The sequence below is a fragment of the Paenibacillus sp. O199 genome (assembly GCF_001636635.1).
GTDB lineage: Bacteria > Bacillota > Bacilli > Paenibacillales > Paenibacillaceae > Paenibacillus > Paenibacillus marchantiae.
The window spans coordinates 1-23,326 of record NZ_LGRP01000021.1 but is presented as its reverse complement, the minus strand read 5'-3'; the positions used below and the strand labels follow the sequence as shown (position 1 = coordinate 23,326).

The window sequence follows — 23,326 nt, the reverse complement described above, 5'->3', positions numbered from 1 at the left end:
GATTTTGGGACGAGTGGGGGGATCTTTTCGTGAAGGGGTCAAGCGTAAATCTGCGGCGCAGGTTGTTATGGAGTTTAGTGATTTTAGTTCTGTTATTCTCAGCCTTGGTGATCAGGCTTGCTTATGTACAGTTAGGGAAAGGACCGGAACTATCTGCGAAAGCGGAAGAGTCTTGGCGGCGGAATATTCCTTATTCAGCCAAACGGGGAGAGATCCTGGATCGAAATGGAACCTCTCTCGCCTACAATATAACCACACCAACCATTATGGCGATTCCTGCCCAGGTCAAGGAAGCGGAGACAACAGCAAGAGCACTGGCTCCTTTGCTGGGGATGACCGAAGAGAAAGTGCTGGCAACCATCAAGAAAAGAGAACTAATTGTACGACTACAACCCGGTGGCCGCAAAATTACGATGGAGAAAGCTCAGCACATCCGTGATTTGAAGCTTCCGGGTATCGTTGTTGCTGAGGATAATAAACGCTTTTATCCTTATGATGATCTGGCGGCTCATATTCTTGGTTTTACGGGTATTGATAATCAGGGCTTAACGGGTGTGGAGAAAAAGTATGATGATAAACTGAACGGTTTGAATGGCAGTGTGTCCTACTTGTCCGATGCGGCCGGAAGGCTAATGCCGGGCTCATCTGAGAAGTATGTGGAACCGAAGGATGGTCTGAACCTCAAGCTGACTATTGATAAATCGATTCAGTCCATCATGGAACGCGAGCTGGATCAGGCTATGGTCAAGTTCCAGGCCAACTCGGCGCTTGCCATTGCAATGAACCCTAAGACGGGTGAAATCCTTGGCATGGCCAGTAGACCCGGATACGAACCAGCCGATTATCAGCAATATCCGGCCGATGTATACAACCGGAATTTACCGATCTGGATGACGTACGAACCGGGTTCAACGTTTAAAATTATTACGCTCGCAGCAGCACTTGAAGAGAAAAAAGTAAATCTGACGCAGGATCAGTTCTATGATCCCGGATTTGTTGAAGTTGGAGGCGCTCGCCTGCGTTGCTGGAAAAAGGGCGGCCATGGAAGTCAGACCTTCCTCCAAGTCGTGGAGAACTCCTGCAACCCTGGATTTGTTGCACTGGGTCAGAGGCTGGGCAAAGAATCATTATTCTCCTATATTAAAGACTTCGGTTTTGGCACCAAAACAGGCATAGATCTGAGTGGTGAGGCCAGCGGGATTCTGTTCAAACTGTCACGGGTCGGTCCTGTGGAGCTTGCGACCACTGCTTTTGGTCAGGGGGTATCCGTTACGCCAATTCAGCAAGTAGCGGCTGTGTCAGCAGCTATTAATGGTGGTAAACTATACAAGCCATATGTTACAAAGGCTTGGGTTCATCCCGAAACGGGTGAAGTGATGGAAGAGGCCAAGCCGGAACTGGTTCGTCAAGTCATCTCGGAAGATACGTCCAAGCAAGTACGTGAAGCACTTGAGAGTGTCGTCGCCAAGGGTACGGGACGTCCGGCGTTTATTGATGGATACCGGGTTGGCGGAAAAACGGGTACGGCCCAGAAGGTAATCAATGGACGTTACTCCTCTACCGAGCATATTGTATCCTTTATCGGTTTTGCTCCAGCGGATGATCCGCAGATTGTTGTGTATACTGCGGTGGATAATCCGAAAGGAATTCAGTTCGGCGGCGTGGTTGCCGCACCGATCGTACAGAACATTCTGGAGGATGCGCTGCATTATATGAATGTTCCGGTTCGAAAGGATCAGGTAGCCAAAGAATACAAGTATGGAGAAACCAAAATCGTGACGGTTCCCGATCTGACAGGAGCTACGGTCGAAGACCTGTATGAGGATCTGAATATGAACTTTATGCTGGCCAAATCCGGCAGTGGGAAATATGTCATTAACCAGGCTCCAAAACCAGGAGCACGGGTTGATCAGGGTTCTACTATACGCATCTATATGGGTGATGTTCTGAATGATATTCATGATCATACCAAGGAGGAAGGACAAGAGCCCTGATGGGGCTCTTGATCCCCACCGCAACAAAATGCACTGAGTTGCGTTTCATTAATTGGCTGTGTTTACGATATTAATGATTACAGAGAACTGTTGAAATTGAAGTAAACTTGGAAAAAGTGAGGTTATTCATGTGCTTTTAAAACAACTTTCATCAATGCTAACAACCGCCCGTGTCATTGGCGAACCAAATACAGAATGTCAAAACCTACAGACAGATTCTCGCCAGGTACAACCGGGAGATCTGTTTATCTGTCTTCCAGGGCATACAGTTGACGGACATAACTATGCTGAGAAGGCTGTAAACGCTGGAGCTGTCGCTCTGGTTGTGGAACGAGAGCTGGATCTGCCTGTTCCGCAGTTGCTGGTAAAAGACAGCCGTTTCGCCATGGCTGTACTGGCAGATTCCTTTTTTGACTCACCAAGCCGTAAGATGAATATGATTGGTGTAACGGGAACCAACGGAAAAACAACGACTACCTATTTAATTGAAAAAATCATGAGTGACTTTGGTCAAAAAACAGGATTAATCGGGACCATTCAAATGCGCTATGACGGGCGCACATACCCGATGTCAGGTACTACACCGGAAGCACTTGATCTACAGCGCAGTCTGAATGATATGGTTCAAGCAGGCACGGACTGTTGTGTTATGGAAGTTTCATCCCACGCTTTGGAGCAAGGTCGGGTGAAGGGGACGGAATTCCGTACGGCTGTATTTACCAATTTGACGCAGGATCATCTGGATTACCATCATTCCATGGAAGAATATCGTGGAGCGAAAGGACTGTTCTTTGCACGGTTGGGTAACGGATATACCGAGGATGCTTCCAAGCGCAAATTTGCAGTAATCAACGCAGATGATCCCGCTGCAGCTTACTTTATATCTGTAACGGCAGCTGAAGTCATTACATACGGCATGGAGGAAAATGCGGATGTACGCGCATCCCAGATTTCAATTACCTCGCAGGGGACTTCTTTCCATGTAGACACATTCAGAGGCAGCACTGATATTCGTTTACGCATGGTAGGCAAATTCAATGTGTATAACGCAATGGCTGCCATCGCTGCTGCTCTGGTTGAAGACATTCCGCTGGAGGAGATCAAACGTAGTTTGGAAACGGTACCCGGCGTAGATGGACGTGTTGAGGCTGTTGACGAAGGACAGCCGTTTGCAGTCATTGTTGACTATGCTCATACCCCAGATGGCCTGGAGAACGTATTGCGGACGGTGAAGGAATTTGCTGAAGGCCGTGTGATCTGCGTATTTGGATGTGGTGGTGACCGAGATCGCACGAAGCGGCCTCTAATGGGCAAAATTGCTGCGAAGTATAGCGATATCGTATTTGTTACTTCCGACAATCCGCGGACAGAAGATCCCGATCTGATTCTCAAGGATATTGAACAGGGCTTGATTGAAGATGCCATTCAACCTGACCGTTATACGATGATTGTGGATCGGCGCCAGGCGATTCATGAAGCTATTGAAATGGCAAGCCCTGCCGATGTAGTATTGATTGCGGGCAAGGGGCATGAGACCTATCAAATCATCGGCACAACCAAGACGGACTTTGATGATCGGATCATAGCGAAAGAAGCGATAAGGGGCAAATCCAATTGATAAAAAGAACATTGGCACAATTGGCCGAGATGTGTGGAGGAACACTAACTGACATTGCTGCTTATGGTGATGTTGGTGTTGAAGGTGTATTTACAGATTCGCGTAAGCCCGTTCAAGGCAGTCTCTTTATCCCGCTTGTTGGCGAAAGGTTTGACGGACATGAATTTGTGCAAACCTGTGTAGAGAAGGGCGCTGCCGGAACTTTATGGCAAAAGGATCATGGAGCTGCACCTCAAGGTGCTGTGATTATTGTGGAGGATACCCTGGTTGCATTGCAGGAGCTTGCGTCCTCCTATTTAAAAGAAAACAAGGCCTCCGTTGTAGGCATTACAGGCAGCAATGGTAAAACAACAACAAAGGACATTGTGGATGCCATTCTGTCTACCACGTTCAAAGTGCATAAGACCCAAGGCAATTTCAATAATCATATTGGTTTGCCGCTTACCGTACTTAGCATGGAACCAGACACTGAGATCGTAATTCTGGAGATGGGCATGAGCGGCCGAGGAGAGATTGAAGAATTATCTTTAATTGCCCAGCCGGATGTCGCAATCATCACGAATATTGGTGAATCCCATCTACTTCAACTGGGATCTCGATTGGAGATTGCTCGGGCAAAAGTTGAAATTGCTGCTGGCATGAAACCAGGTGGATTGCTGATATACAACGGCGACGAACCGTTGATTGAGCAGGTTCTGGCGGAGCCAGCGACTAAGCTGCCTGAAGGACTTCAACGGTATACATTTGGCTTGCAGACGGATAACGATGATTATCCTACTGGAATTATGAATGCACAGAGTGGGGTTGCGTTTACAACCAAGCAGTTTGGAGAGGATGCTCTTACACTGCCATTATTGGGGACACATAATGTGGTCAACTGTCTTGCTGCATTAGCGGTTGCCCGTCATTTTGGAGTGGCTGCTGAACAGATTGTAGCAGGACTGTCACGTTTGAAATTAACCGGCATGCGCATCGAGATTATTAACGGGGTCAGTGGTTTGACCATGCTCAATGATGCTTACAACGCTAGTCCAACCTCCATGAAAGCCGCTGTGGATGTGCTGGAGGGCCTTAAGGGGTATCGGACCAAAGTTGCCGTGCTCGGTGATATGCTAGAACTGGGGCCTCAGGAGCATGAGCTCCATCGGGGAATCGGTGAATATATTACACCCGACAAAATGAATATGGTGCTGGCTTATGGCCCTTTATCTGCGAGTATCGCAGAAGGAGCAAGACAAAACATGCCAGCAGAAGCCGTACACACTTTTGAGAGCAAGGAAGAATTGACCCGATATCTACTGGAGAATCTCCAATCCAGAGATGTTGTCTTGTTTAAGGCCTCCCGAGGCATGAAGCTTGAGGATGTGGTCGAAGCGCTAAAAATAGCTCCATTACAGAATAGAGTAGACTAGAGGGGTGAACCCATGGATTTTCAGGTATTACTGTTAACAATCGGTGTTTCATTTATTTTGGCGGTGATTGCTGCACCGCTCTTGATTCCATTGCTGCGTCGAATGAAGTTCGGACAGCAGGTTCGGGAAGATGGGCCACAGAGCCATCTGAAAAAAAGCGGAACACCTACAATGGGCGGAGTAGTTATTTTACTCGCGTTCACATTGGCCTTTTTGAAATTTTCAGCGGTCAAAAATACGGACTTTTACGTCCTGCTGGTGGCTACACTCGGCTTCGGTCTGATTGGTTTCCTGGATGACTACATCAAGATTGTATTCAAACGTTCACTGGGGCTGACGGCTAGACAAAAGATGATTGGTCAGTTGTTTTTCAGTGCAGTGATGTGCTATTTGCTTATCCAAAATGGACACAGCACAGCCATATCGATTCCAGGTACATCAGTCTCCTTTGACTGGACGGGATGGTTCTACTATCCGTTTGTGGTATTCATGATGCTTGCCATCACGAATGCAGTTAACTTTACCGATGGTCTGGACGGCTTGCTGTCCGGCGTGAGCGCCATCGCGTTTGGGGCATTTGCCATTGTGGCGATGCAGGCAACATCCATGCCAGCAGCGGTATGTGCGGCGGCGATGATTGGTGCGGTACTTGGATTCCTGGTATACAACGCACACCCGGCCAAAGTGTTTATGGGAGATACAGGCTCACTCGGAATTGGTGGTGCGATTGGTGCCGTCGCCATTGTGACGAAGACAGAACTTCTTTTTGTCATCATTGGCGGTATTTTCGTCATCGAAATCCTGTCCGTTATCATTCAAGTAGTATCTTTCAAAACTCGTGGCAAACGCGTGTTCAAAATGAGCCCGATTCATCATCACTTTGAACTGAGTGGCTGGTCGGAATGGCGAGTTGTCATTACTTTTTGGGCGGTAGGTGCCATTTTGGCCGCTCTCGGACTTTATCTCAACAAGGGGTTGTAAACAATGAATCATCCTGAATCATATCGTGGACAACAAGTGGTCGTGCTTGGACTGGCCAAAAGCGGCGTGCAGGTCGCCAAAGTACTGGATCGTGCCGGCGCAATCGTTACAGTTAATGATAAAAAAGAGAGAGAACAGTGTCCCGAAGCATCCGAATTGGAGGCTTTGGGAATTTCTGTTGTATGCGGGGGACATCCGGACGATCTGATTCATAGTGATGTGAAGCTTGTAGTCAAAAATCCGGGCATTCCTTATCAGGCACCTCCTGTGCAACAGGCACTTGCCTTAGGCATAGAAGTGGTGACTGAGGTGGAGGTAGCTTACCATCTATGCGCTGCGCCTATGATCGGGATCACGGGCTCTAACGGGAAAACAACCACAACAACGTGGGTAGGCAACATGTTGGAGCTTGCCGGTTTGAAACCAATCGTTGCCGGTAATATTGGAACGCCATTGTGTGAGGCGGCAGAGCAGGCTTCTGCGGATAACTGGATGGTGGTGGAGCTTAGCAGTTTCCAACTGAAAGGCACATCCGATTTCCGTCCACGCATTGCAAGTTTGCTAAACGTGGCGGAGACTCATTTGGATTACCATGGGGACATGGATGATTATGTGGCTTCCAAAGCCAAACTGTTCTCCAACCAGCAACCGGAGGATGTAGCTATCCTGAACTGGGATGACCCGGTATGTCGCGGACTGGTTCCTTATATTAAAGCAAGACTGCTCCCATTCTCGCTGACAGAGAAGCTTGAAGCAGGGGTATATGCCGATCCTCCATACGTGGATGGGGAAGAGGATGATGTGAAGCGCCAGGTGATCTATGCAGACGGTGAGGGCAACCATCACGTCATTATTGATGTGGAAGACATCGGAATACCAGGACGATTTAATGTGGGAAATGCATTGGCAGCAGTAGCTATTGCTGTCTCCGCTGGAGCCGATCCATCTGTGCTTGCTGCGCCTCTGGCTGAGTTCAAGGGGGTTGAACACCGTCTTGAGTATGTACTTGAACATAATGGAGCTAACTATTACAACAATTCCAAAGCGACTAACTCCAAAGCAACCGTAATGGCGTTGAACTCCTTCAAGGAACCGGTCGTGCTCATTGCCGGCGGACTGGATCGTGGATCAGACATGATGGAATTGCTGCCATTGTTCCAGGAGCGGGTGAAAGCTGTGGTTGCTCTTGGAGAGACACGAGAGAAAATTGCCAAGGTTGCGGAACTGGCTGGATTAAAGCAAATTAAGGTCGTCGATAATGAGGAGGACGCTGCCCAGACGTTAACCGCTGCCGTGCAGGAAGCTTCACAGTTTGCAGCTCCAGGTGATGTGGTCTTGTTATCACCAGCGTGTGCAAGCTGGGACATGTTTGCTTCCTATGAAGAGCGGGGACGCATTTTTAAAGAGGCGGCGCATAACTTGTAAGTAGGGGGGTGGAAAAGCCCCTACTTCCATGCAAGGGGTGGCCTCCTGATGAAACAGACGCGACCGGCGCCGGATTTCTGGCTCCTAATTTGTATTCTGGCATTGCTTGCCATCGGCATTATTATGGTATACAGTGCGGGCTCGGTGCTTGCTTTTCATGACTACGGTGATTCATTTTACTTTGTCAAAAGACAGCTGCTGTTCGCCGGACTTGGACTTGCTGCCATGTTTGTTACGGCAAATGTGGACTACCGGGTCTGGAGAAAGTATGCAAAGCCTATACTGATTGCCTGTTTTATAATGCTGATTGCGGTGCTGATTCCTGGCATCGGAGTGGTTCGGGGAGGGGCACGAAGCTGGTTGGGCATTGGCTCGTTCGGCATACAACCTTCAGAATTCATGAAACTGGGTATGATCCTGTTTCTCGCTCACTGGTTAAGCAAGGAACCTGGCAAAATCAAAACGTTCACGACGGGGCTTCTGCCACCGCTCGGCTTGATTGGTTTGGCCTTTGGTATTATTATGCTTCAGCCCGATTTGGGGACAGGCACCGTGATGATGGGTGCATCGATGCTGATTATTTTCACAGCAGGAGCACGGATGAAACATCTATCACTGCTTGCCCTCGGCGGTATAGCAGGGTTTGCCGGACTGATTGCGGCAGCTCCCTACAGATTGCAGCGAATAACGGCTTTTTTGGACCCGTGGTCTGATCCACTTGGTGCCGGATATCAGATTATTCAATCTTTATATGCGATCGGCCCTGGAGGACTTGCGGGCTTGGGGCTGGGTATGAGTCGACAAAAATACAGCTACGTACCCGAGCCACAAACGGATTTTATTTTTTCCATTTTGGCAGAAGAGCTAGGCTTCATTGGTGGAATGATTGTATTATTGCTGTTTCTGGTCCTGGTGTGGAGAGGGATGCGCGTAGCGATGACGGTACCGGATGCTTTTGGTAGCCTTCTGGGTGTAGGCATTGTGGGTATGGTGGCTGTGCAGGTCATTATCAACATTGGTGTCGTGATCGGGCTTATGCCGGTTACGGGGATTACGCTCCCGCTCATCAGCTATGGCGGTTCATCTCTGACCTTGATGTTGACAGCGCTAGGCATATTATTGAACTTATCCCGTTATGCGAGGTGAATGTACGATGCGAGTCGTTCTAAGCGGCGGCGGTACCGGTGGGCATATCTATCCGGCCGTTGCTATAGCAAGGCAATGTGAGGCGGAGAATCCCGACTCGACATTTTTATATATCGGTGGTACCCGTGGACTGGAAAGTAAACTGGTGCCACAAGAGAATATTCCGTTTCAATCGATTGACATTACAGGTTTTCGCCGGAAATTGTCCTTTGACAACGTGAAGACTGTGATGAGATTTCTGCAAGGTGTTCGCAAAGCCAAGAAAATGCTCAAGGAATTCAAACCCGATGTTGTCATCGGTACGGGGGGCTATGTGTGTGGGCCTGTCGTATATGCAGCAGCCAAACTTGGTATTCCAAGTGTCATTCATGAACAGAATGCCATTCCCGGGTTAACTAACAAGTTCCTTACCCGGTATGTGGACACGGTAGCTGTTAGTTTTGAGGGTTCGGAGAAAGCATTCTCTGGAGCCAAAAGGGTTGTGTATACCGGCAATCCAAGGGCTACAACGGTAGCTCAAGCTAGCCGTGATCGTGGTTTTGCGACACTGGGTGTACCGATGGACAGCCGAGTTGTTCTTGTGGTTGGTGGTAGCCGTGGTGCGAAAGCAATCAATAAAGCCATGGTGGATATGGCACCGATGCTGGCCAAGCTTGAAGATGTGCACGTGGTCTACGTGACTGGTGATTCTTATTTTGATGAAACGCGTGAAGCGATTCGCAGTTCCCTTGGAACGATGCCAAATCATCTGCATGTGCTGCCCTACGTACACAACATGCCTGAGGTTCTTGCATGCACGTCGCTGATTGTAAATCGTGCTGGGGCATCATTCCTTGCCGAGATTACATCTCTAGGTATTCCATCCATTCTGATTCCGTCACCTAACGTGACGAATAATCATCAGGAGGCGAATGCTCGTACACTTGAGGGTGGTGGTGCATCGCTTACGATGCTGGAGAAGGATCTGACAGGCCAGGCGCTATATAAAGCGATTGCTGGAATTATGAATGACGAAGCGGCGCGCAAAAGGATGGCGGAAGCCTCCAGGGAACTGGGGAAACCTGATGCAGCCGAGGTGCTTGTGAGCGAGATTCGGCGTCTTGCTGCAGGGCGTTAAAGTGCGTTTTGGGCGATTGTCACACACACGGCGGGACTGACATAAGATACCCTATAAATCGTGACAATCGTTCCATGGCGCCGCAACACGGCTTGCAGCAACGAAAACTGCCGTGCTCATCGGTTTTGAAGTAAAGGAGGATGTTAATATGCAGCAGTGGATATCGTTACTATCCCAGAACAATGTCGGCAAAGTTCTTGAAAACGAGCCGCTAGCCAAATACACCACATGGAAGATCGGCGGTCCTGCAGATGCGCTGGTCATACCGGAAAACAAGGAGCAGATGATCAATCTCATTCAATTGCTGCACAAGCATCAGATCCCATGGATGCAGCTTGGACGGGGTTCAAACATGTTGGTGTCTGACAAGGGAATACGCGGAGTTGTCGTGAAACCGGGAGAAGGCTTTGATTATGCCGAATTTCACGAGGGCGGGGTAACTGCCGGAGCGGCACATTCCTTTGTTAAACTCAGTGTTGTTGCTGCAAAGAAAGAGTGGACCGGTTTGGAATTTGGTAGCGGCATCCCCGGAACGGTCGGCGGAGCCGTATATATGAATGCTGGTGCCCATGGATCGGATGTGTCACGGATATTTCAATCCGCTGAGATTGTACTGGAGACAGGGGAATTGGTACGTTACAGCAAGGAGGACATGGAATTTGCCTATCGCCACTCTGTTCTTCATGACCGGAGAGGTATCGTGCTGGAGGCTACATTTGCACTCCAGCAGGGAGAACGCAAAGTCATTTCGGAATCGATGGCCGCTTATAAAGACCGTAGACGCCGTACACAGCCACTGCAGATGGCGTGTGCTGGCAGCGTGTTCCGGAATCCACCTGGTGATCATGCCGCCCGCCTGATTGAAGCAGCGGGGCTAAAGGGTATGACTCAAGGAGGCGCACAGGTATCCACCATGCATGCCAATTTCATTGTCAATACAGGCCAAGCAACAGCAGAGGACGTTATCACCCTAATGCAGCAGATTCAGAACACTATATCATCTCAAAACGGTATTAACCTGGTACCGGAAGTCTTCGTAGTGGGTGAACGGTAAACCCCGGAGGTGATACATTGGACAAATTGGTGATTGAAGGCGGGAAACCCCTCTCAGGATCCATACGCATCCATGGAGCAAAAAATGCCGCTTTACCGATTATGGCCGCAAGTTTGTTGGCAGACGGAGAAGTTACGCTGCACAACGTTCCACACTTGCTGGACATTGAAGTGATGCTGTATATCCTGGAACGACTTGGATGCACGTGTCGGCATGAACAGGGAACAGTGACGATAGATACATCGTCCATCCGGTCATATGATGTGCCTGAGGATCTCATGAAGCAGATGCGTTCTTCCATTTTTTTAATGGGACCATTACTGGCTAAGTTTGGGCAAGTATCCGTGTACCAGCCAGGTGGCTGTGCCATTGGGGAACGTAAAATTGATCTTCACCTTCGGGGCCTTGAGACGCTCGGAGCTTCGATTGAAGAGCTGGATCAGCAGATCATATGCCGCGGGCGCAAGCTGGTGGGTACAGACATTCATCTGGATTTCCCCAGTGTAGGAGCCACAGAAAATATTATGATGGCAGCTGTTACGGCTGAGGGTACAACAACGATATTTAATGCAGCCAGAGAACCTGAGATACAGGATTTGCAACATTTTCTGAATGCAATGGGTGCACGGATTATCGGTGCTGGAACGGATACGATCACCATTAATGGTGTGGAGAAACTCAAGCCTTGTTCTTACGAAATTATACCTGATCGGATCGTTGCAGGAACGGTGATGATTGCAGCCGCAGCAACGAGAGGGAATGTAACGCTTACACACTGCAATCCGGCTCATCTTACTTCCCTTATACATGTGTTGAAGCGTACTGGTGTTCAAATCACAGTCTGCAATGATATAATGACGGTGAGCTGTATGAGCCGTCCCAAATCAGTAGACCGCATTGTGACTTCTCCGTATCCTTCATTTCCAACAGACCTGCAGTCGCAAATTATGGTGCTGCTCAGTCTGGCAGACGGTTTCAGTGTGATGAAGGAAACGGTATTCGAGGGTCGGTTCAAACATGTGGATGAGCTGAATGTCATGGGAGCCGATATTTCGGTAGACATGAATGCAGCATTTATCCGTGGCGTTCCCCGTTTGTACGGGGCTACAGTGGAAGCAACCGATCTGCGTGCAGGTGCAGCACTAGTCATTGCTGGCCTTGCTGCCCAGGGAAAAACGGTTGTGGAGCAAGTACATCATATTGATAGAGGGTACGATCGTATCGAGAAGCTCTTTCAGAGTCTTGGAGCTTCGGTTGAGCGACAGTCCCCCGTTTCGAAGCAGCTGGATTTTGCCAATTAACGTCCTTTGAGTCCCCTTCTTAAGGGAAGGGGGCCGGAGGCTTTGTGGAGCGCGACCTATGCCTAAAAGTCAAATTCCGGTTCTGAAGAAGAATCGGCCCAAACGAAACACAAGCCGTAAAATCGTATTTATTCTTTTACTTCTTTTTATTGTATTACTTGCTGTACTTTTTTTTCGTTCTTCGATGAGTCGGATTTCGGCAATTGAGATTACGGGTAATGTATACACAACAACTTCGGAACTGCTGGAGAAAAGCGGTCTGAAGGAGGGCGAACAGTTTTTTGGGACAACCTCTGCTGATGTGATTGAGCGACTGAAAACGATCAAGGCTATATCAACCGTAACTGTGGATAAACAATTTCCGGGTACTATTCTTATCAAGGTGCAGGAATATCCAACGGTTGCGTATGAACTTGGTTCTGACGGTACGCTAAAAGCCATACTGGCAAGCGGGACAAGCTTAACGGTTCCTGCCACCATTGGCGTTGCGGTTGAGAAACCGATTTTGACCCAGTGGAAGGCGGACGATCCGCTCAAGGCCAAGCTGAGTGAAGCGTTGGCCAAGATCCCGAATGAACTAACGACGGATATTTCAGAGATTATTCCGAATCCTACACCTTCATTCCCGGATCAGATTCGGATGTATACCAAGTCACAGTTTGAAGTGATTACAACTGTTTCTCTATTGTCCGATAAGGTAGAGTATCTCAACCAGGTCATTGAGACGGAACGGCCAGGGAAAATCACGATGCTAGAGGCTGATACGTACGTGCCTTTCATTCCGGATAACCCGGAAGAAGATGCTGAACCAGGAGCAACTCCCTGATTTCCGCCTTTATTCGGTAGAGAAGTATTCAAAACCAGGCGGGATCGGGGTTTAGCCCCTTTTATCCAATGAAAGTTGTTCTTTCTGAGACGAAGAAAAAATGATACACTTGAACTTATGGCACTTGAGTTGCCTCCTTCTTTTTTCTTCAAGGTTTTATGTCTCGCAACCAGATCTTGGCACCCAAAAAAATTGTAGAAAAAAGAGGGAAAGCCTAAAGTGTGTTGAATATATTTTAAGAGTGTTTAAACCCGAACGTATTTTACTATTTGGAGTCAGGAGGTGCCACAGACTTGAGCAACAATGACATCATTGTTAGTTTGGACATCGGTACATCCAAAATTCGCGCTATTATTGGGGAAATGAATAATGGAACCTTTAATATTATTGGAGTTGGATCTGCCGACTCGGAGGGAATTCGCAAAGGTGTAATCGTAGATATCGATCAGACGGTGCAATCGATCCGTAATGCAGTGGATCATGCAGAACGTATGGTAGGTATTCAAATATCCGAAGTATATGTTGGAATCTCGGGAAATCATATCGGACTGATGAGCAGTCACGGCGTCGTGGCAGTGTCTAACGAGGATCGTGAAATCGGAGAAGAAGACATGGAGCGGGTGTTGAAAGCAGCCGAAGTGATTGCGGTTCCACCGGAACGGGAAATTATTGATGTTGTAGCCAAGCAGTATGTTGTAGATGGCTTGGAGGGCATACAGGACCCCCGTGGTATGATTGGTGTTCGTCTGGAAGTAGAGGCGACCATCATTACGGGTGCAAAAACCGCGATACATAATCTTTTGCGCTGCGTGGAAAAAGCGGGTCTGAAAGTAAGTGATTTGGTACTCATGTCACTTGGAGCAGGTCAGCTTGCATTGTCCAAGGATGAAAAAACGATGGGTTCCGTGCTTGTTGATATCGGAGCAGGGGCTACAACCATCGCCATCTTCGAAGAAGACAGTCTCGTTGCAACTTCAACGCTACCTATTGGTGGGGAGTTTGTAACGAATGATATTGCCTATGGTCTGCGCACATTAACAGATCAAGCCGAAAAGGTAAAATTGAAATATGGCTGCGCATGGCTGGATGATGCTGCTGCGGATGTCATGTTCAAAGTAACACGGATCGGCAGCAACGTAGACAAGGAATTCTCTCAAGAGGATCTGGCGGCTATTATCGAACCGAGGGTTCAAGAAATATTCCAGATGATTTCTCAAGAAGTGAAGCGTCTTGGTTACAATGATCTTCCTGGAGGTTATATACTAACGGGAGGTACGGTCTCTATGCCGGGTGTTCTGCAGGTAGCTCAGCATGAGCTTGCTGCTTCGGTACGAGTTGCGGTGCCGGATTATATCGGTGTGCGTGACCCTGGCTTCACGAGCGGAGTCGGCATTTTGCACAGTGTAATCCGCAGTTTGCGTATTCGTCCCTCGATCAACAACGGCGGTGGAAATAACAACAACAATAATAACAACAAAAAACCGACCAACCGTCCTAAGCCGAATGCGGCCCAGGAATCGGAGCAAAAACCAGGTCTGTTCGAACGGCTGAAAAATATGTTCAGCGAATTTATATAACAGGTTGAATCCATTTCATACAATTCTTGAAGCCGTTTGAATGCGCTGGTTCTAAAATAAACGCTTTCGTTCGTCGATATATGAAATTGATTCGGTTCAATCAAAAATTGGACGGGCCATCCATGCACATTGAGGGGGAGATGGAATAATATGTTGGAATTTGATTTCGAGATGGAGAGCTTGGCTCAAATTAAAGTCATCGGTGTAGGCGGCGGCGGAAGCAATGCAGTCAACCGTATGATCGAAAACGGTGTACAAGGTGTAGAATTTATTACGGTAAATACGGACGCTCAGGCGTTGCACCTCGCGAAATCCGAGCATAAATTGCAAATCGGTGATAAATTAACCCGTGGTCTTGGCGCTGGCGCCAACCCGGATGTAGGTAAAAAAGCAGCGGAAGAATCCCGCGACTTGATCATGAACACCTTGAAAGGTGCAGACATGGTATTTGTTACAGCGGGTATGGGCGGCGGTACGGGTACAGGTGCGGCTCCGGTTATTGCCGAAATCGCCAAAGAGTGCGGCGCACTTACCGTGGGTGTTGTAACACGCCCGTTCACATTTGAAGGACGTAAACGTTCCAGCCATGCAGAGCAAGGTATCGAAGCTCTCAAGGAAAAAGTGGACACGCTGATCGTCATTCCAAATGATCGTTTGCTTGAGATTGTAGACAAAAAGACCCCAATGCTTGAAGCGTTTCGTCAAGCAGATAATGTATTGCGTCAAGCGGTACAAGGTATCTCTGACTTGATCGCTGTACCGGGTCTGATCAACCTTGACTTTGCAGACGTCAAAACGATCATGCACGAGCGTGGATCTGCGCTGATGGGTATCGGTGAATCGACTGGCGAGAACCGTGCAGCTGAAGCAGCTCGTAAAGCCATCATGAGTCCTTTGCTGGAAACGTCCATCGAAGGTGCACGTGGTGTCATCATGAACATTACGGGTGGCATTAACCTGTCCCTGTATGAAGTCAATGAAGCAGCTGAGATTGTTACTTCAGCTTCCGATCCGGAAGTGAACATGATCTTTGGTGCCATCATTGATGAGGATCTGAAAGAGGAGATCAAGGTTACAGTTATCGCGACCGGATTTGAGGACAAGCCTGCTTCGCCTCCACCTGGACGCAAACCTGCTCCAGCAAGTGAGCCTGCGGATAACCGTTCGCCGAACCTGCGTCCTTTCGGAAATCAGCCGAGCAATGATCAGCTGGATATTCCGACATTTTTGCGCAATCGTTCACGCAATAATAACAACGATTAATACTCCAATAGATTTCAATGAAGACCCGGTACTCCTGATAGGAGTAACCGGGTCTTTTTGTTTTTTATTATCCTATCACATCGTATTGAACAAATTCTGAACAACGGGTCTGAGCAATTCCGACAAAAAAAGTTGGAACGATCCCCCCATGATTAGACAGACTTTGAAAAGTGAGCTCCTTATACTTGTGAATATGCTCATGAATATCGGGATAACGTTATTTCGATATGTTGCGCGCAGGCAGGTGAAGAATGTGGTTGTATATGTGGATCTTATTTTTTTGACGAACCTGTGTATTGACGGTGCACTCATCGGACTGACGGCCTGGATGCGCAAAACGAAGCTGGTCTGGTGGAGATGGTTGCTGTCCGCGATCGTGGGTGCGCTGTACGTAGTCATGATGTTTGTACCGGAGTTTGATTTTATGTTCACCTTTTTGATCAAGTTTGGATTGTCTCTGGTGATGCTGAGTATTGCATTTGGGTTTAAGGGTCTTCAGGCATTTATGAGGACCTTGGGTACCTTCTATGTAATCAATTTTGTCGCCGCAGGGGGAATTCTGGGTGTGCACTACATGCTGCAAAGCTCTGGGGAATTGTTCAACGGCATTTGGTTTACGGCATCAGGTGGAATGTCTTTTGATTTGAAAATTGCCTTTTGGTTCACGTTTGTCGTCTTTTTTGCCGTGCTTTTTCTATTCAAAGCCGTGCAGAGCTCGAAACGAAAAACAGACCGAATGACAACGTACTTGGGTAAAGTGGAGGTTTTTATTGATGATGTGACTATTTCTTGTACAGGCCTTCTGGATACAGGAAATCAACTCACAGACCCTCTTTCACGTATGCCCGTCATGGTAATGGAGGTATCGTTATGGCAAGACATGCTGCCTGCTGCATGGAAGGGCAGGTTGAAGGATGAGGCGCCGGACAACCTTATCATGGAGCTCGATCAGGAGGATTTCCACTGGCAGGATCGTTTAAGGCTTGTACCCTATCGGGGTATTAACAAAGGAACTGCATTTATGCTGGCGATGAAGCCAGACCGGGTGAAGGTAACGATGGATGAGATGTGTTATGAGACGACAAAGGTATTAATAGGGTTGGACGGGGGCGTACTGTCATCCGATGGAAAATACCAGGCCGTGATTCACCCTGAGCTTGTGCAAGACGCTGCTTCTGCGCAGTCTACGGCTATCTCTGCGGGAGCAACAGAAAAGCCGCTGAATGTGGTATAGGAGGAACGTACATGCTTGTAAAATGGAAACTGGTGGCGCAGCTGCAGTACTATCGTTTATTATTTCTGCTTGGTTTGAAAAGTGAAGAGATTTATTATATCGGAGGCAGTGAGGCGCTACCGCCCCCATTAACACGTGAAGAAGAAGAATTTTTGTTGCAAAAGTTGTCTTCAGGGGATTCCGCTATCCGTGCCATGCTGATTGAACGGAACCTGCGACTGGTGGTATACATCGCACGCAAATTCGAAAATACAGGTATCAATATCGAGGATTTGGTGTCCATCGGTGCGATCGGGTTGATTAAAGCCGTTAATACATTTGACCCGGAAAAGAAAATTAAACTGGCAACCTATGCTTCCCGTTGTATCGAAAATGAAATTTTGATGTACCTGAGACGTAACAGTAAAATTCGTACAGAAGTTTCTTTTGATGAACCACTCAATATTGATTGGGATGGAAATGAACTATTATTATCCGATGTACTCGGTACAGAGAACGATACAATCTATCGGAATATCGAAGAACAGGTAGACCGGAAGCTTTTGCATAAAGCATTGGAAAAATTAACCGAGCGTGAGCGAATGATTATGGAGCTTCGTTTTGGCTTGACGGATGGGGAGGAAAAGACACAAAAAGATGTCGCCGATCTGCTTGGAATCTCCCAATCCTATATCTCTCGTCTCGAAAAAAGAATCATTAAAAGACTCCGAAAGGAGTTCAACAAGATGGTCTGAACAGGAGCATTTTTCATAATGGGTATTAATGGCAAGGATGCCAAGTGCGAATAAAATAGCCTGCCCCGGAGATAATGTACATTAATGTTTCTCCTTGGGAGGTAAGTCACGATGACCCGAAACAAAGTCGAGATTTGTGGCGTGGACACCGCAAAATTGCCTGTCCTCACCAACATAGAAATGCGGGAATTGTTTCATTCCCTACAGCAACACCATGATCGCTCAGCAAGAGAGAAATTAGTGAATGGCAACCTGCGCCTGGTGCTCAGTGTCATTCAGCGCTTTAACAATCGGGGAGAGTTTGTCGATGATCTGTTCCAGGTTGGATGTATCGGCCTGATGAAAGCCATTGATAATTTTGATTTATCCCAGAATGTCAAATTTTCAACCTACGCGGTGCCGATGATTATCGGTGAAATCCGTCGATACCTGCGCGATAATAACCCAATTCGGGTATCTCGCTCCTTGCGGGACATTGCTTATAAAGCACTTCAGGTGCGTGACAGCCTGACGAATAAAAATTCCCGTGAACCGACGATATTTGAAATTTCTGAGGTACTGAATGTGCCGAAGGAAGATGTGGTTTTTGCATTGGATGCCATTCAGGACCCGGTTTCGCTCTTCGAACCGATCTATCATGATGGTGGAGATCCGATCTATGTGATGGATCAGATCAGTGATGACAAAAACAAGGATGTGTCCTGGATTGAGGAAATTGCACTGCGTGAAGCGATGCACCGTCTCGGTCAAAGGGAGAAAATGATTCTGTCGATGCGGTTTTTCGAAGGGAAAACCCAGATGGAAGTGGCTGATGAAATTGGCATTTCCCAGGCGCAGGTATCCCGTCTGGAGAAATCAGCGATACAACAAATGCAGAAACATGTGAAGTCGTAACAAGGGGTAAGCCAGGAGACGATCAAAGGGAAGAAATATCCCTTTGATCGTCTTTTTGCTTTTTGGATTTCGACATCAGAGGGATTTGGAATTGTTCCATTGCCTTTCCTTCGAAAAAGAGGACATTTTTCGCGTATGAAACATATATTGTATAGAAGCGGAGAACGGGCAGAAGCGGATTAATCGGGGGGCGGGACCAAATGAAAGTGAACACAGGTGAACCGGTCGGTAGCGGGATGAAAATTTCGGATTTTCAAACCAAAGATGTTATTAACATTACGGATGGCAAACGTCTGGGTCAGATTAGCGATTTGGAGCTGGATCTGAAGCAGGGACGAATTGAAGCAATTGTTGTGCCAGGTTACAGCCGTTTTATGGGGCTATTCGGCGGGGGAACGGATCTAATCATCCCTTGGAGGAACATTGTGAAGATCGGTTCGGATGTGATTTTGGTTAAAATGGATGAAATGAAGGAAAATAACTACGATGAGCGTGACCGTGAAGCCCGCTTGTATGACGAGCAGAACGGCCGGGTGGACCGGGTGGAACGTATTGAACGGTTGAATCGGAACCAGCGTCGAACGATATAACCGAGACAGAACGGGGTTCATTTGGTACACTGGAAGTTGTGAGGTGAGAAGATGGAACCGTTTATTTTGGATAAGGAAATACGGTCGGGAAGCCAGAACTCAAATTGGGGTCCTGACCCGTTGTTATTATATGTGGAGCCGTGGAAATTGCAGTTTAAGCATATGAAAGCCGGTTTTACGACAAGGCAGGGTGGTGTTGGAAGCACACCTTACGCCAGTCTAAACTGTGCCTATCATGTGGGTGATGATCCGGCTAACGTGCTGAGTAATCGCAAACTTGTGGCTGAAAAGCTGGGTTTCCCTTTGGAATCCTGGACTTGTGGAGAACAGGTACATGGTAAACATGTCGCTGTAATCACGGCTGAAGAGCGGGGTAAAGGTTTGCTGGATCGACAGTCTGCATTTCAGGATACGGATGGTTTGGTCACCAATGTGCCTGGTGTGCTGCTGACTTCCTTTTATGCAGATTGTGTACCCCTTTATTTCTATGACCCCGTACAACAAGCGGTGGGGCTTGCTCATGCCGGATGGAAAGGTACTGTTGCCGGTATAGCCGAATCGATGGTCGAAAAGATGGAGCAGGAATACGGAAGTCGCAGACAGGATATCCATGCTGCAATAGGTCCCTCCATTGGGGATTGCTGTTATGAAGTGGATGAAGCGGTTATGCAGCATGTACGGGTTTGGTTGGACCACTCCTCGGGTAATGATGAATACAAGAACTCTGCATCTAATCAAGTATATCGGCCTGCCACAAATGGCAAAACGATGTTAAACTTGAAAGAATGCAATCGACACATTATGATGAAAGCAGGAATATTGCCGGATCATATCGAATGTACAACTTGGTGTACAAGCTGCAATCCCGAGCTATTTTTCTCGTATCGTAAAGAAAATGGCATTACCGGGAGAATGGCGAGCTGGATTGGGCTGGAAGAGAGGTGACCCTCTGTGTCATTGGAGGAGCGTATACAACTGGTAAATCAGAAGATCGAAGCCGCGTGTCAGCGCAGTGGCCGTCAACGTGAAGATGTGAATGTGATTGCTGTCACGAAATACGTCTCACTTGAAACAACGGGAGCTGTGCTGGACCACGGTCTTGAGCATATTGGCGAAAACCGCTGGCAGGATGCACAAGCAAAATGGGAAGCATTCGGTCAGCAGGGAACCTGGCATTTTATCGGTCATTTACAGACGAATAAGGTGAAGGACGTCATCGGTAAATTCCGTTACATACATTCACTGGATCGTTTGCCCCTGGCCAAGGAGTTGGATAAAAAGGCGGCGTCTCTTGGCATCCAGGTGGAAACACTATTGCAGGTGAATATTTCGGGTGAAGAAAGCAAGTATGGCTTGCAGCCTGAACAGGCGAGTTCCTTTTTGCGTGAAATCAGTTCGTTCAACAACCTGAAGGTCATCGGCCTGATGACCATGGCACCCCATGAGGAAGATCCGGAGCTTACACGTCCCGTATTTCGCGGACTGCGTGAGCTTAGAGACCATTTGAATGGACAAGCTTTGACAGCGGAGCCATTGACCGAGTTGTCGATGGGCATGTCCAATGATTTTGAAGTGGCGATTGAAGAAGGGGCAACCTGGGTTCGGCTTGGATCGATTCTCGTAGGAAAAGAGGAGGGTTCGCAATGGGCGTAATGAATAAGTTTATGAATTTCCTCGGGCTTCAGGAAGAGGAAGAGATTGTGGAACGTGAGCGTATGGCGGCACAAGAGGAACATGATCCTGATCAGCAGGAAGCTGAAACCTCAAGTCTAGACAAACGTAGAAACCAAAGGGGTAATAATGTGGTGAGCATTCATTCCCAGAAAAATGTTAAAGTCGTCCTTTATGAACCGCGTTCTTATGACGAAGCACAAGAGATTGCTGACCATCTGCGCTCCCATCGTACAGTTGTAGTTAACCTGCAGCGGGTGCGTCAGGATCAGGCACTTCGCGTCATTGATTTCTTGAGTGGCACAGTGTATGCACTGGGAGGCGGTATTTCAAAAATTGGCGGCAACATTTTTCTCTGTACGCCAGATACGGTTGAAATTCAGGGATCAATTACGGAAATACTGGCTGACAGCGAGCAAGATTATAACAGAATGAGGTGAGCCACTTTTGTATCAGATTGAAAGCGTGTTGTACACGTTATACCAGATTTACTTTTACATGGTCATTGTCTACATATTGATGTCATGGCTTCCCAACGCACGGGAGAGTTTCATCGGTGAATGGCTAGGTAAGTTTGTGGAACCATATTTAAGACCTTTCCGCCGATTTATTCCGCCTTTGTTCGGTGTGTTGGATATTTCACCGATTGTGGCGTTGATCGTTCTTCAACTCGCGCTTAATGGGCTGATCTCCATCCTCCGATACTTTGTATATTAAGGTAGGGTGAACATAGATGAGCGGTGAAATTTACGAGCATTTTAGTCATGACGAGCGCGATTTTGTGGATAAAGCCTCAGACTGGGTTGAACGTGCAGGTAAGTATCATGACATGAAGCTAACTGACTTTCTTGATCCCAGACAGGCCTTTATTTTACAAACGCTTGTGAACCGTCGAGATGATGTACAGATTCGTCTGGATGGTGGTTATGAAACAGCTGAACGTAAGCGTGCGCTGATTGCACCGGATTATCGATATCTGGACGATGAAGATATGGGTATGCAGGTGATGAGCATTACGTCTGACGATCAGAAAATCAAAGAGCTGGAGCATGGGGACTATATGGGTGCCCTGCTCGGGCTTGGCATGAAACGTGGCAAGATCGGTGATATTCAAGTGCTGGAGGACGGGTGCCATACGGTGGTGGCGTCGGAAACCGGCGCTTTTTTATCGCTTCAACTGAATCAGGTGCATCGAGTACATGTGTTTACGGAGTTGTTGGCACTGGATCAGCTGAAATGGTCCGAGAGCAAACTGGAGACGATGGATATTACCGTGGCTTCCCTGCGTTTAGATGGCATCTGTGCAGATGTGTATCGGCTTAGCCGTAGTAAAGTTCTCGTTCCGATCAAGGCTGGCCGCTGTCGGGTGAATTGGAAAGTGGAGGAAGATCCGTCCAAAGCGCTAAAAGCGGGAGATGTGGTATCCATTCAAGGATTTGGTCGATTCAAGGTGATGGAACAGGATGGGTTGACCAAAAAGGGACGCTGCCGCGTAAAAATCGGCAAATTTGCCTAAGAGTGTTGCAGGAAAACCCGCTTTCTTGTCGAAATGTTTAAGGTAAAGGTGCAAAAAACATTCGGTGTTTCCGATATACATTAAAGTGCAAAGGTTGATATGACCGCCAAAGGATCAGAGTCTGATCCTGCATTCCGTGTTAGTGCCAGGATTAGGCATCACATATACGGCCCCTTGGGTGGAACCCATATGCTGCAAACCTTCTCAGTCCGGGAAGGAACTTTTACAGGAGGTGGACAGCATGCCATTAACGCCGCTGGACATACACAACAAGGAATTTTCCCGACGTTTGCGCGGGTATGACGAGGATGAGGTCAATGAATTCCTGGATCAAGTCATCAAAGATTACGAAGGCGTCATTCGCGAAAACAAAGAGCTGAGCAATCAGTTGCTGTCCGTTCAGGAGAAGCTTGATCATTTTGCAACGATTGAAGAGACGCTGAGCAAAACGATCATCATTGCGCAGGAAGCTGCGGATGATGTGAAGAACAATGCGAAAAAAGAAGCACAGTTGATCGTGAAGGAAGCCGAGAAAAATGCGGACCGGATCGTAAACGAATCTTTGTCTAAATCACGCAAAATTGCTTTGGAAGTCGAAGAGCTCAAAAAGCAGGCGTCCATCTATCGTGCTCGTTTCCGTACACTTGTGGAAGCACAGCTTGAATTGTTGACTCAGGATGGTTGGGAAGCGCTGGAGAGCCGGGAGCAGGAAGTCCGTGACCGTGAGCGGGAAATGAAGGAAATTTATTAGTCTATCCGCCTGGTTGACTTTTGCCTGTAAAGAGGCTATAACTATATTCATAATGAATAGTGATTCCATGACGGGTTCAGTACGTTATGATCTCATCCCTCAGAGAGTTGGCGTCTGGTGCAAGCCAATGGATGAGTTATAGCCGAATATCTCCCCGGAGAAGTGACGCTGAAGCGGTGAAGGATTGGCCGTGTGTAAGCGAAACCGTGAGCCGAACGTTAT

The 23,326-nt window shown here is 47.8% G+C and carries 22 protein-coding genes; all 22 read left to right on the top strand.

Features of this window, described 5'->3' with window-relative positions; translation table 11 throughout:
* Nucleotides 1–29: 29 nt before the first annotated feature.
* The 22 genes from A6049_RS23570 to A6049_RS23465 all read left to right on the top strand — a co-directional run bounded on the left by A6049_RS23570 (nucleotide 30) and on the right by A6049_RS23465 (nucleotide 23,104).
* The gene (locus tag A6049_RS23570) at nucleotides 30–1,994 is read left to right on the top strand and encodes a stage V sporulation protein D (protein ID WP_053781224.1); all 1,965 of its coding nucleotides are present in this window, start codon (nucleotides 30–32) and stop codon (nucleotides 1,992–1,994) included.
* Nucleotides 1,995–2,124: 130 nt separating this feature from the next.
* Nucleotides 2,125–3,612 carry a UDP-N-acetylmuramoyl-L-alanyl-D-glutamate--2,6-diaminopimelate ligase gene (locus A6049_RS23565; protein ID WP_063566989.1) on the top strand — a complete coding sequence of 496 codons (1,488 nt, stop codon included), beginning with the start codon at nucleotides 2,125–2,127 and terminating at the stop codon, nucleotides 3,610–3,612.
* Nucleotides 3,612–5,024 carry a UDP-N-acetylmuramoyl-tripeptide--D-alanyl-D-alanine ligase gene (locus A6049_RS23560; protein WP_063567039.1) on the top strand — a complete coding sequence of 471 codons (1,413 nt, stop codon included), beginning with the start codon at nucleotides 3,612–3,614 and terminating at the stop codon, nucleotides 5,022–5,024. The genes A6049_RS23565 and A6049_RS23560 overlap by 1 nt, the downstream gene beginning before the upstream one ends.
* 12 nt (nucleotides 5,025–5,036) lie before the next feature.
* Entirely contained in the window at nucleotides 5,037–6,005 is a 969-nt protein-coding gene (gene mraY / locus A6049_RS23555; RefSeq protein WP_063566988.1) for a phospho-N-acetylmuramoyl-pentapeptide-transferase, read from the top strand.
* Between the two features lie 3 nt (nucleotides 6,006–6,008).
* Nucleotides 6,009–7,430, top strand: coding sequence for a UDP-N-acetylmuramoyl-L-alanine--D-glutamate ligase (gene murD, locus A6049_RS23550; RefSeq protein WP_063566987.1), 1,422 nt, complete (start codon nucleotides 6,009–6,011; stop codon nucleotides 7,428–7,430).
* Nucleotides 7,431–7,478: 48 nt separating this feature from the next.
* A complete protein-coding gene (gene spoVE / locus A6049_RS23545; RefSeq protein ID WP_063566986.1) occupies nucleotides 7,479–8,576 on the top strand; it encodes a stage V sporulation protein E in 1,098 nt (365 codons plus the stop codon).
* Nucleotides 8,577–8,583: 7 nt separating this feature from the next.
* Nucleotides 8,584–9,693, top strand: coding sequence for an undecaprenyldiphospho-muramoylpentapeptide beta-N-acetylglucosaminyltransferase (gene murG / locus A6049_RS23540; protein WP_063566985.1), 1,110 nt, complete (start codon nucleotides 8,584–8,586; stop codon nucleotides 9,691–9,693).
* Between the two features lie 148 nt (nucleotides 9,694–9,841).
* Nucleotides 9,842–10,747, top strand: coding sequence for a UDP-N-acetylmuramate dehydrogenase (gene murB, locus A6049_RS23535; protein ID WP_063566984.1), 906 nt, complete (start codon nucleotides 9,842–9,844; stop codon nucleotides 10,745–10,747).
* Nucleotides 10,748–10,764: 17 nt separating this feature from the next.
* Nucleotides 10,765–12,048 (top strand): UDP-N-acetylglucosamine 1-carboxyvinyltransferase, encoded by a 1,284-nt coding sequence (gene murA, locus A6049_RS23530; protein ID WP_063566983.1) that lies wholly within the window; start codon nucleotides 10,765–10,767, stop codon nucleotides 12,046–12,048.
* Between the two features lie 58 nt (nucleotides 12,049–12,106).
* Nucleotides 12,107–12,874: a cell division protein FtsQ/DivIB gene (locus tag A6049_RS23525; protein ID WP_063566982.1), complete on the top strand. Its 768-nt coding sequence runs from the start codon at nucleotides 12,107–12,109 to the stop codon at nucleotides 12,872–12,874.
* Nucleotides 12,875–13,167: 293 nt separating this feature from the next.
* Nucleotides 13,168–14,451, top strand: coding sequence for a cell division protein FtsA (gene ftsA / locus A6049_RS23520; RefSeq protein ID WP_063566981.1), 1,284 nt, complete (start codon nucleotides 13,168–13,170; stop codon nucleotides 14,449–14,451).
* 150 nt (nucleotides 14,452–14,601) lie between these two features.
* Nucleotides 14,602–15,714: a cell division protein FtsZ gene (ftsZ, locus tag A6049_RS23515; RefSeq protein WP_063566980.1), complete on the top strand. Its 1,113-nt coding sequence runs from the start codon at nucleotides 14,602–14,604 to the stop codon at nucleotides 15,712–15,714.
* Between the two features lie 253 nt (nucleotides 15,715–15,967).
* Nucleotides 15,968–16,948 carry a sigma-E processing peptidase SpoIIGA gene (spoIIGA, locus tag A6049_RS23510; RefSeq protein WP_063567038.1) on the top strand — a complete coding sequence of 327 codons (981 nt, stop codon included), beginning with the start codon at nucleotides 15,968–15,970 and terminating at the stop codon, nucleotides 16,946–16,948.
* Nucleotides 16,949–16,959: 11 nt separating this feature from the next.
* Nucleotides 16,960–17,682 carry an RNA polymerase sporulation sigma factor SigE gene (sigE, locus tag A6049_RS23505; protein ID WP_017687308.1) on the top strand — a complete coding sequence of 241 codons (723 nt, stop codon included), beginning with the start codon at nucleotides 16,960–16,962 and terminating at the stop codon, nucleotides 17,680–17,682.
* Nucleotides 17,683–17,793: 111 nt separating this feature from the next.
* Complete coding sequence (gene sigG, locus A6049_RS23500) at nucleotides 17,794–18,576, top strand: RNA polymerase sporulation sigma factor SigG (protein WP_063566979.1); 783 nt, start codon at nucleotides 17,794–17,796, stop codon at nucleotides 18,574–18,576.
* Nucleotides 18,577–18,812: 236 nt separating this feature from the next.
* Nucleotides 18,813–19,166 (top strand): YlmC/YmxH family sporulation protein, encoded by a 354-nt coding sequence (locus tag A6049_RS23495; RefSeq protein WP_063567037.1) that lies wholly within the window; start codon nucleotides 18,813–18,815, stop codon nucleotides 19,164–19,166.
* Nucleotides 19,167–19,217: 51 nt separating this feature from the next.
* Entirely contained in the window at nucleotides 19,218–20,111 is an 894-nt protein-coding gene (gene pgeF, locus A6049_RS23490; protein ID WP_063566978.1) for a peptidoglycan editing factor PgeF, read from the top strand.
* 6 nt (nucleotides 20,112–20,117) lie between these two features.
* Complete coding sequence (locus tag A6049_RS23485; RefSeq protein ID WP_063566977.1) at nucleotides 20,118–20,819, top strand: YggS family pyridoxal phosphate-dependent enzyme; 702 nt, start codon at nucleotides 20,118–20,120, stop codon at nucleotides 20,817–20,819.
* Nucleotides 20,810–21,277: a cell division protein SepF gene (locus A6049_RS23480; RefSeq protein WP_063566976.1), complete on the top strand. Its 468-nt coding sequence runs from the start codon at nucleotides 20,810–20,812 to the stop codon at nucleotides 21,275–21,277. The genes A6049_RS23485 and A6049_RS23480 overlap by 10 nt, the downstream gene beginning before the upstream one ends.
* A gap of 7 nt (nucleotides 21,278–21,284) precedes the next feature.
* Complete coding sequence (locus A6049_RS23475) at nucleotides 21,285–21,554, top strand: YggT family protein (protein ID WP_301290087.1); 270 nt, start codon at nucleotides 21,285–21,287, stop codon at nucleotides 21,552–21,554.
* Nucleotides 21,555–21,570: 16 nt separating this feature from the next.
* Entirely contained in the window at nucleotides 21,571–22,353 is a 783-nt protein-coding gene (locus A6049_RS23470; protein WP_063566975.1) for a YlmH family RNA-binding protein, read from the top strand.
* 241 nt (nucleotides 22,354–22,594) lie between these two features.
* On the top strand, nucleotides 22,595–23,104 hold the full coding sequence (locus tag A6049_RS23465) for a DivIVA domain-containing protein (RefSeq protein WP_063566974.1): 510 nt from the start codon (nucleotides 22,595–22,597) through the stop codon (nucleotides 23,102–23,104).
* Nucleotides 23,105–23,326 lie beyond the last annotated feature (222 nt).

Coding starts and splice junctions, on each gene's coding strand:
- A6049_RS23480 (WP_063566976.1), top strand. CDS start 20,810: ATGGGCGTAATGAATAAGTTTATGAATTTCCTCGGGCTTCAGGAAGAG.
- A6049_RS23525 (WP_063566982.1), top strand. CDS start 12,107: ATGCCTAAAAGTCAAATTCCGGTTCTGAAGAAGAATCGGCCCAAACGA.
- ftsZ (WP_063566980.1), top strand. CDS start 14,602: ATGTTGGAATTTGATTTCGAGATGGAGAGCTTGGCTCAAATTAAAGTC.
- spoVE (WP_063566986.1), top strand. CDS start 7,479: ATGAAACAGACGCGACCGGCGCCGGATTTCTGGCTCCTAATTTGTATT.
- murB (WP_063566984.1), top strand. CDS start 9,842: ATGCAGCAGTGGATATCGTTACTATCCCAGAACAATGTCGGCAAAGTT.
- A6049_RS23465 (WP_063566974.1), top strand. CDS start 22,595: ATGCCATTAACGCCGCTGGACATACACAACAAGGAATTTTCCCGACGT.
- murD (WP_063566987.1), top strand. CDS start 6,009: ATGAATCATCCTGAATCATATCGTGGACAACAAGTGGTCGTGCTTGGA.
- pgeF (WP_063566978.1), top strand. CDS start 19,218: ATGGAACCGTTTATTTTGGATAAGGAAATACGGTCGGGAAGCCAGAAC.
- murG (WP_063566985.1), top strand. CDS start 8,584: ATGCGAGTCGTTCTAAGCGGCGGCGGTACCGGTGGGCATATCTATCCG.
- A6049_RS23495 (WP_063567037.1), top strand. CDS start 18,813: ATGAAAATTTCGGATTTTCAAACCAAAGATGTTATTAACATTACGGAT.
- A6049_RS23470 (WP_063566975.1), top strand. CDS start 21,571: ATGAGCGGTGAAATTTACGAGCATTTTAGTCATGACGAGCGCGATTTT.
- sigE (WP_017687308.1), top strand. CDS start 16,960: ATGCTTGTAAAATGGAAACTGGTGGCGCAGCTGCAGTACTATCGTTTA.
- mraY (WP_063566988.1), top strand. CDS start 5,037: ATGGATTTTCAGGTATTACTGTTAACAATCGGTGTTTCATTTATTTTG.
- sigG (WP_063566979.1), top strand. CDS start 17,794: ATGACCCGAAACAAAGTCGAGATTTGTGGCGTGGACACCGCAAAATTG.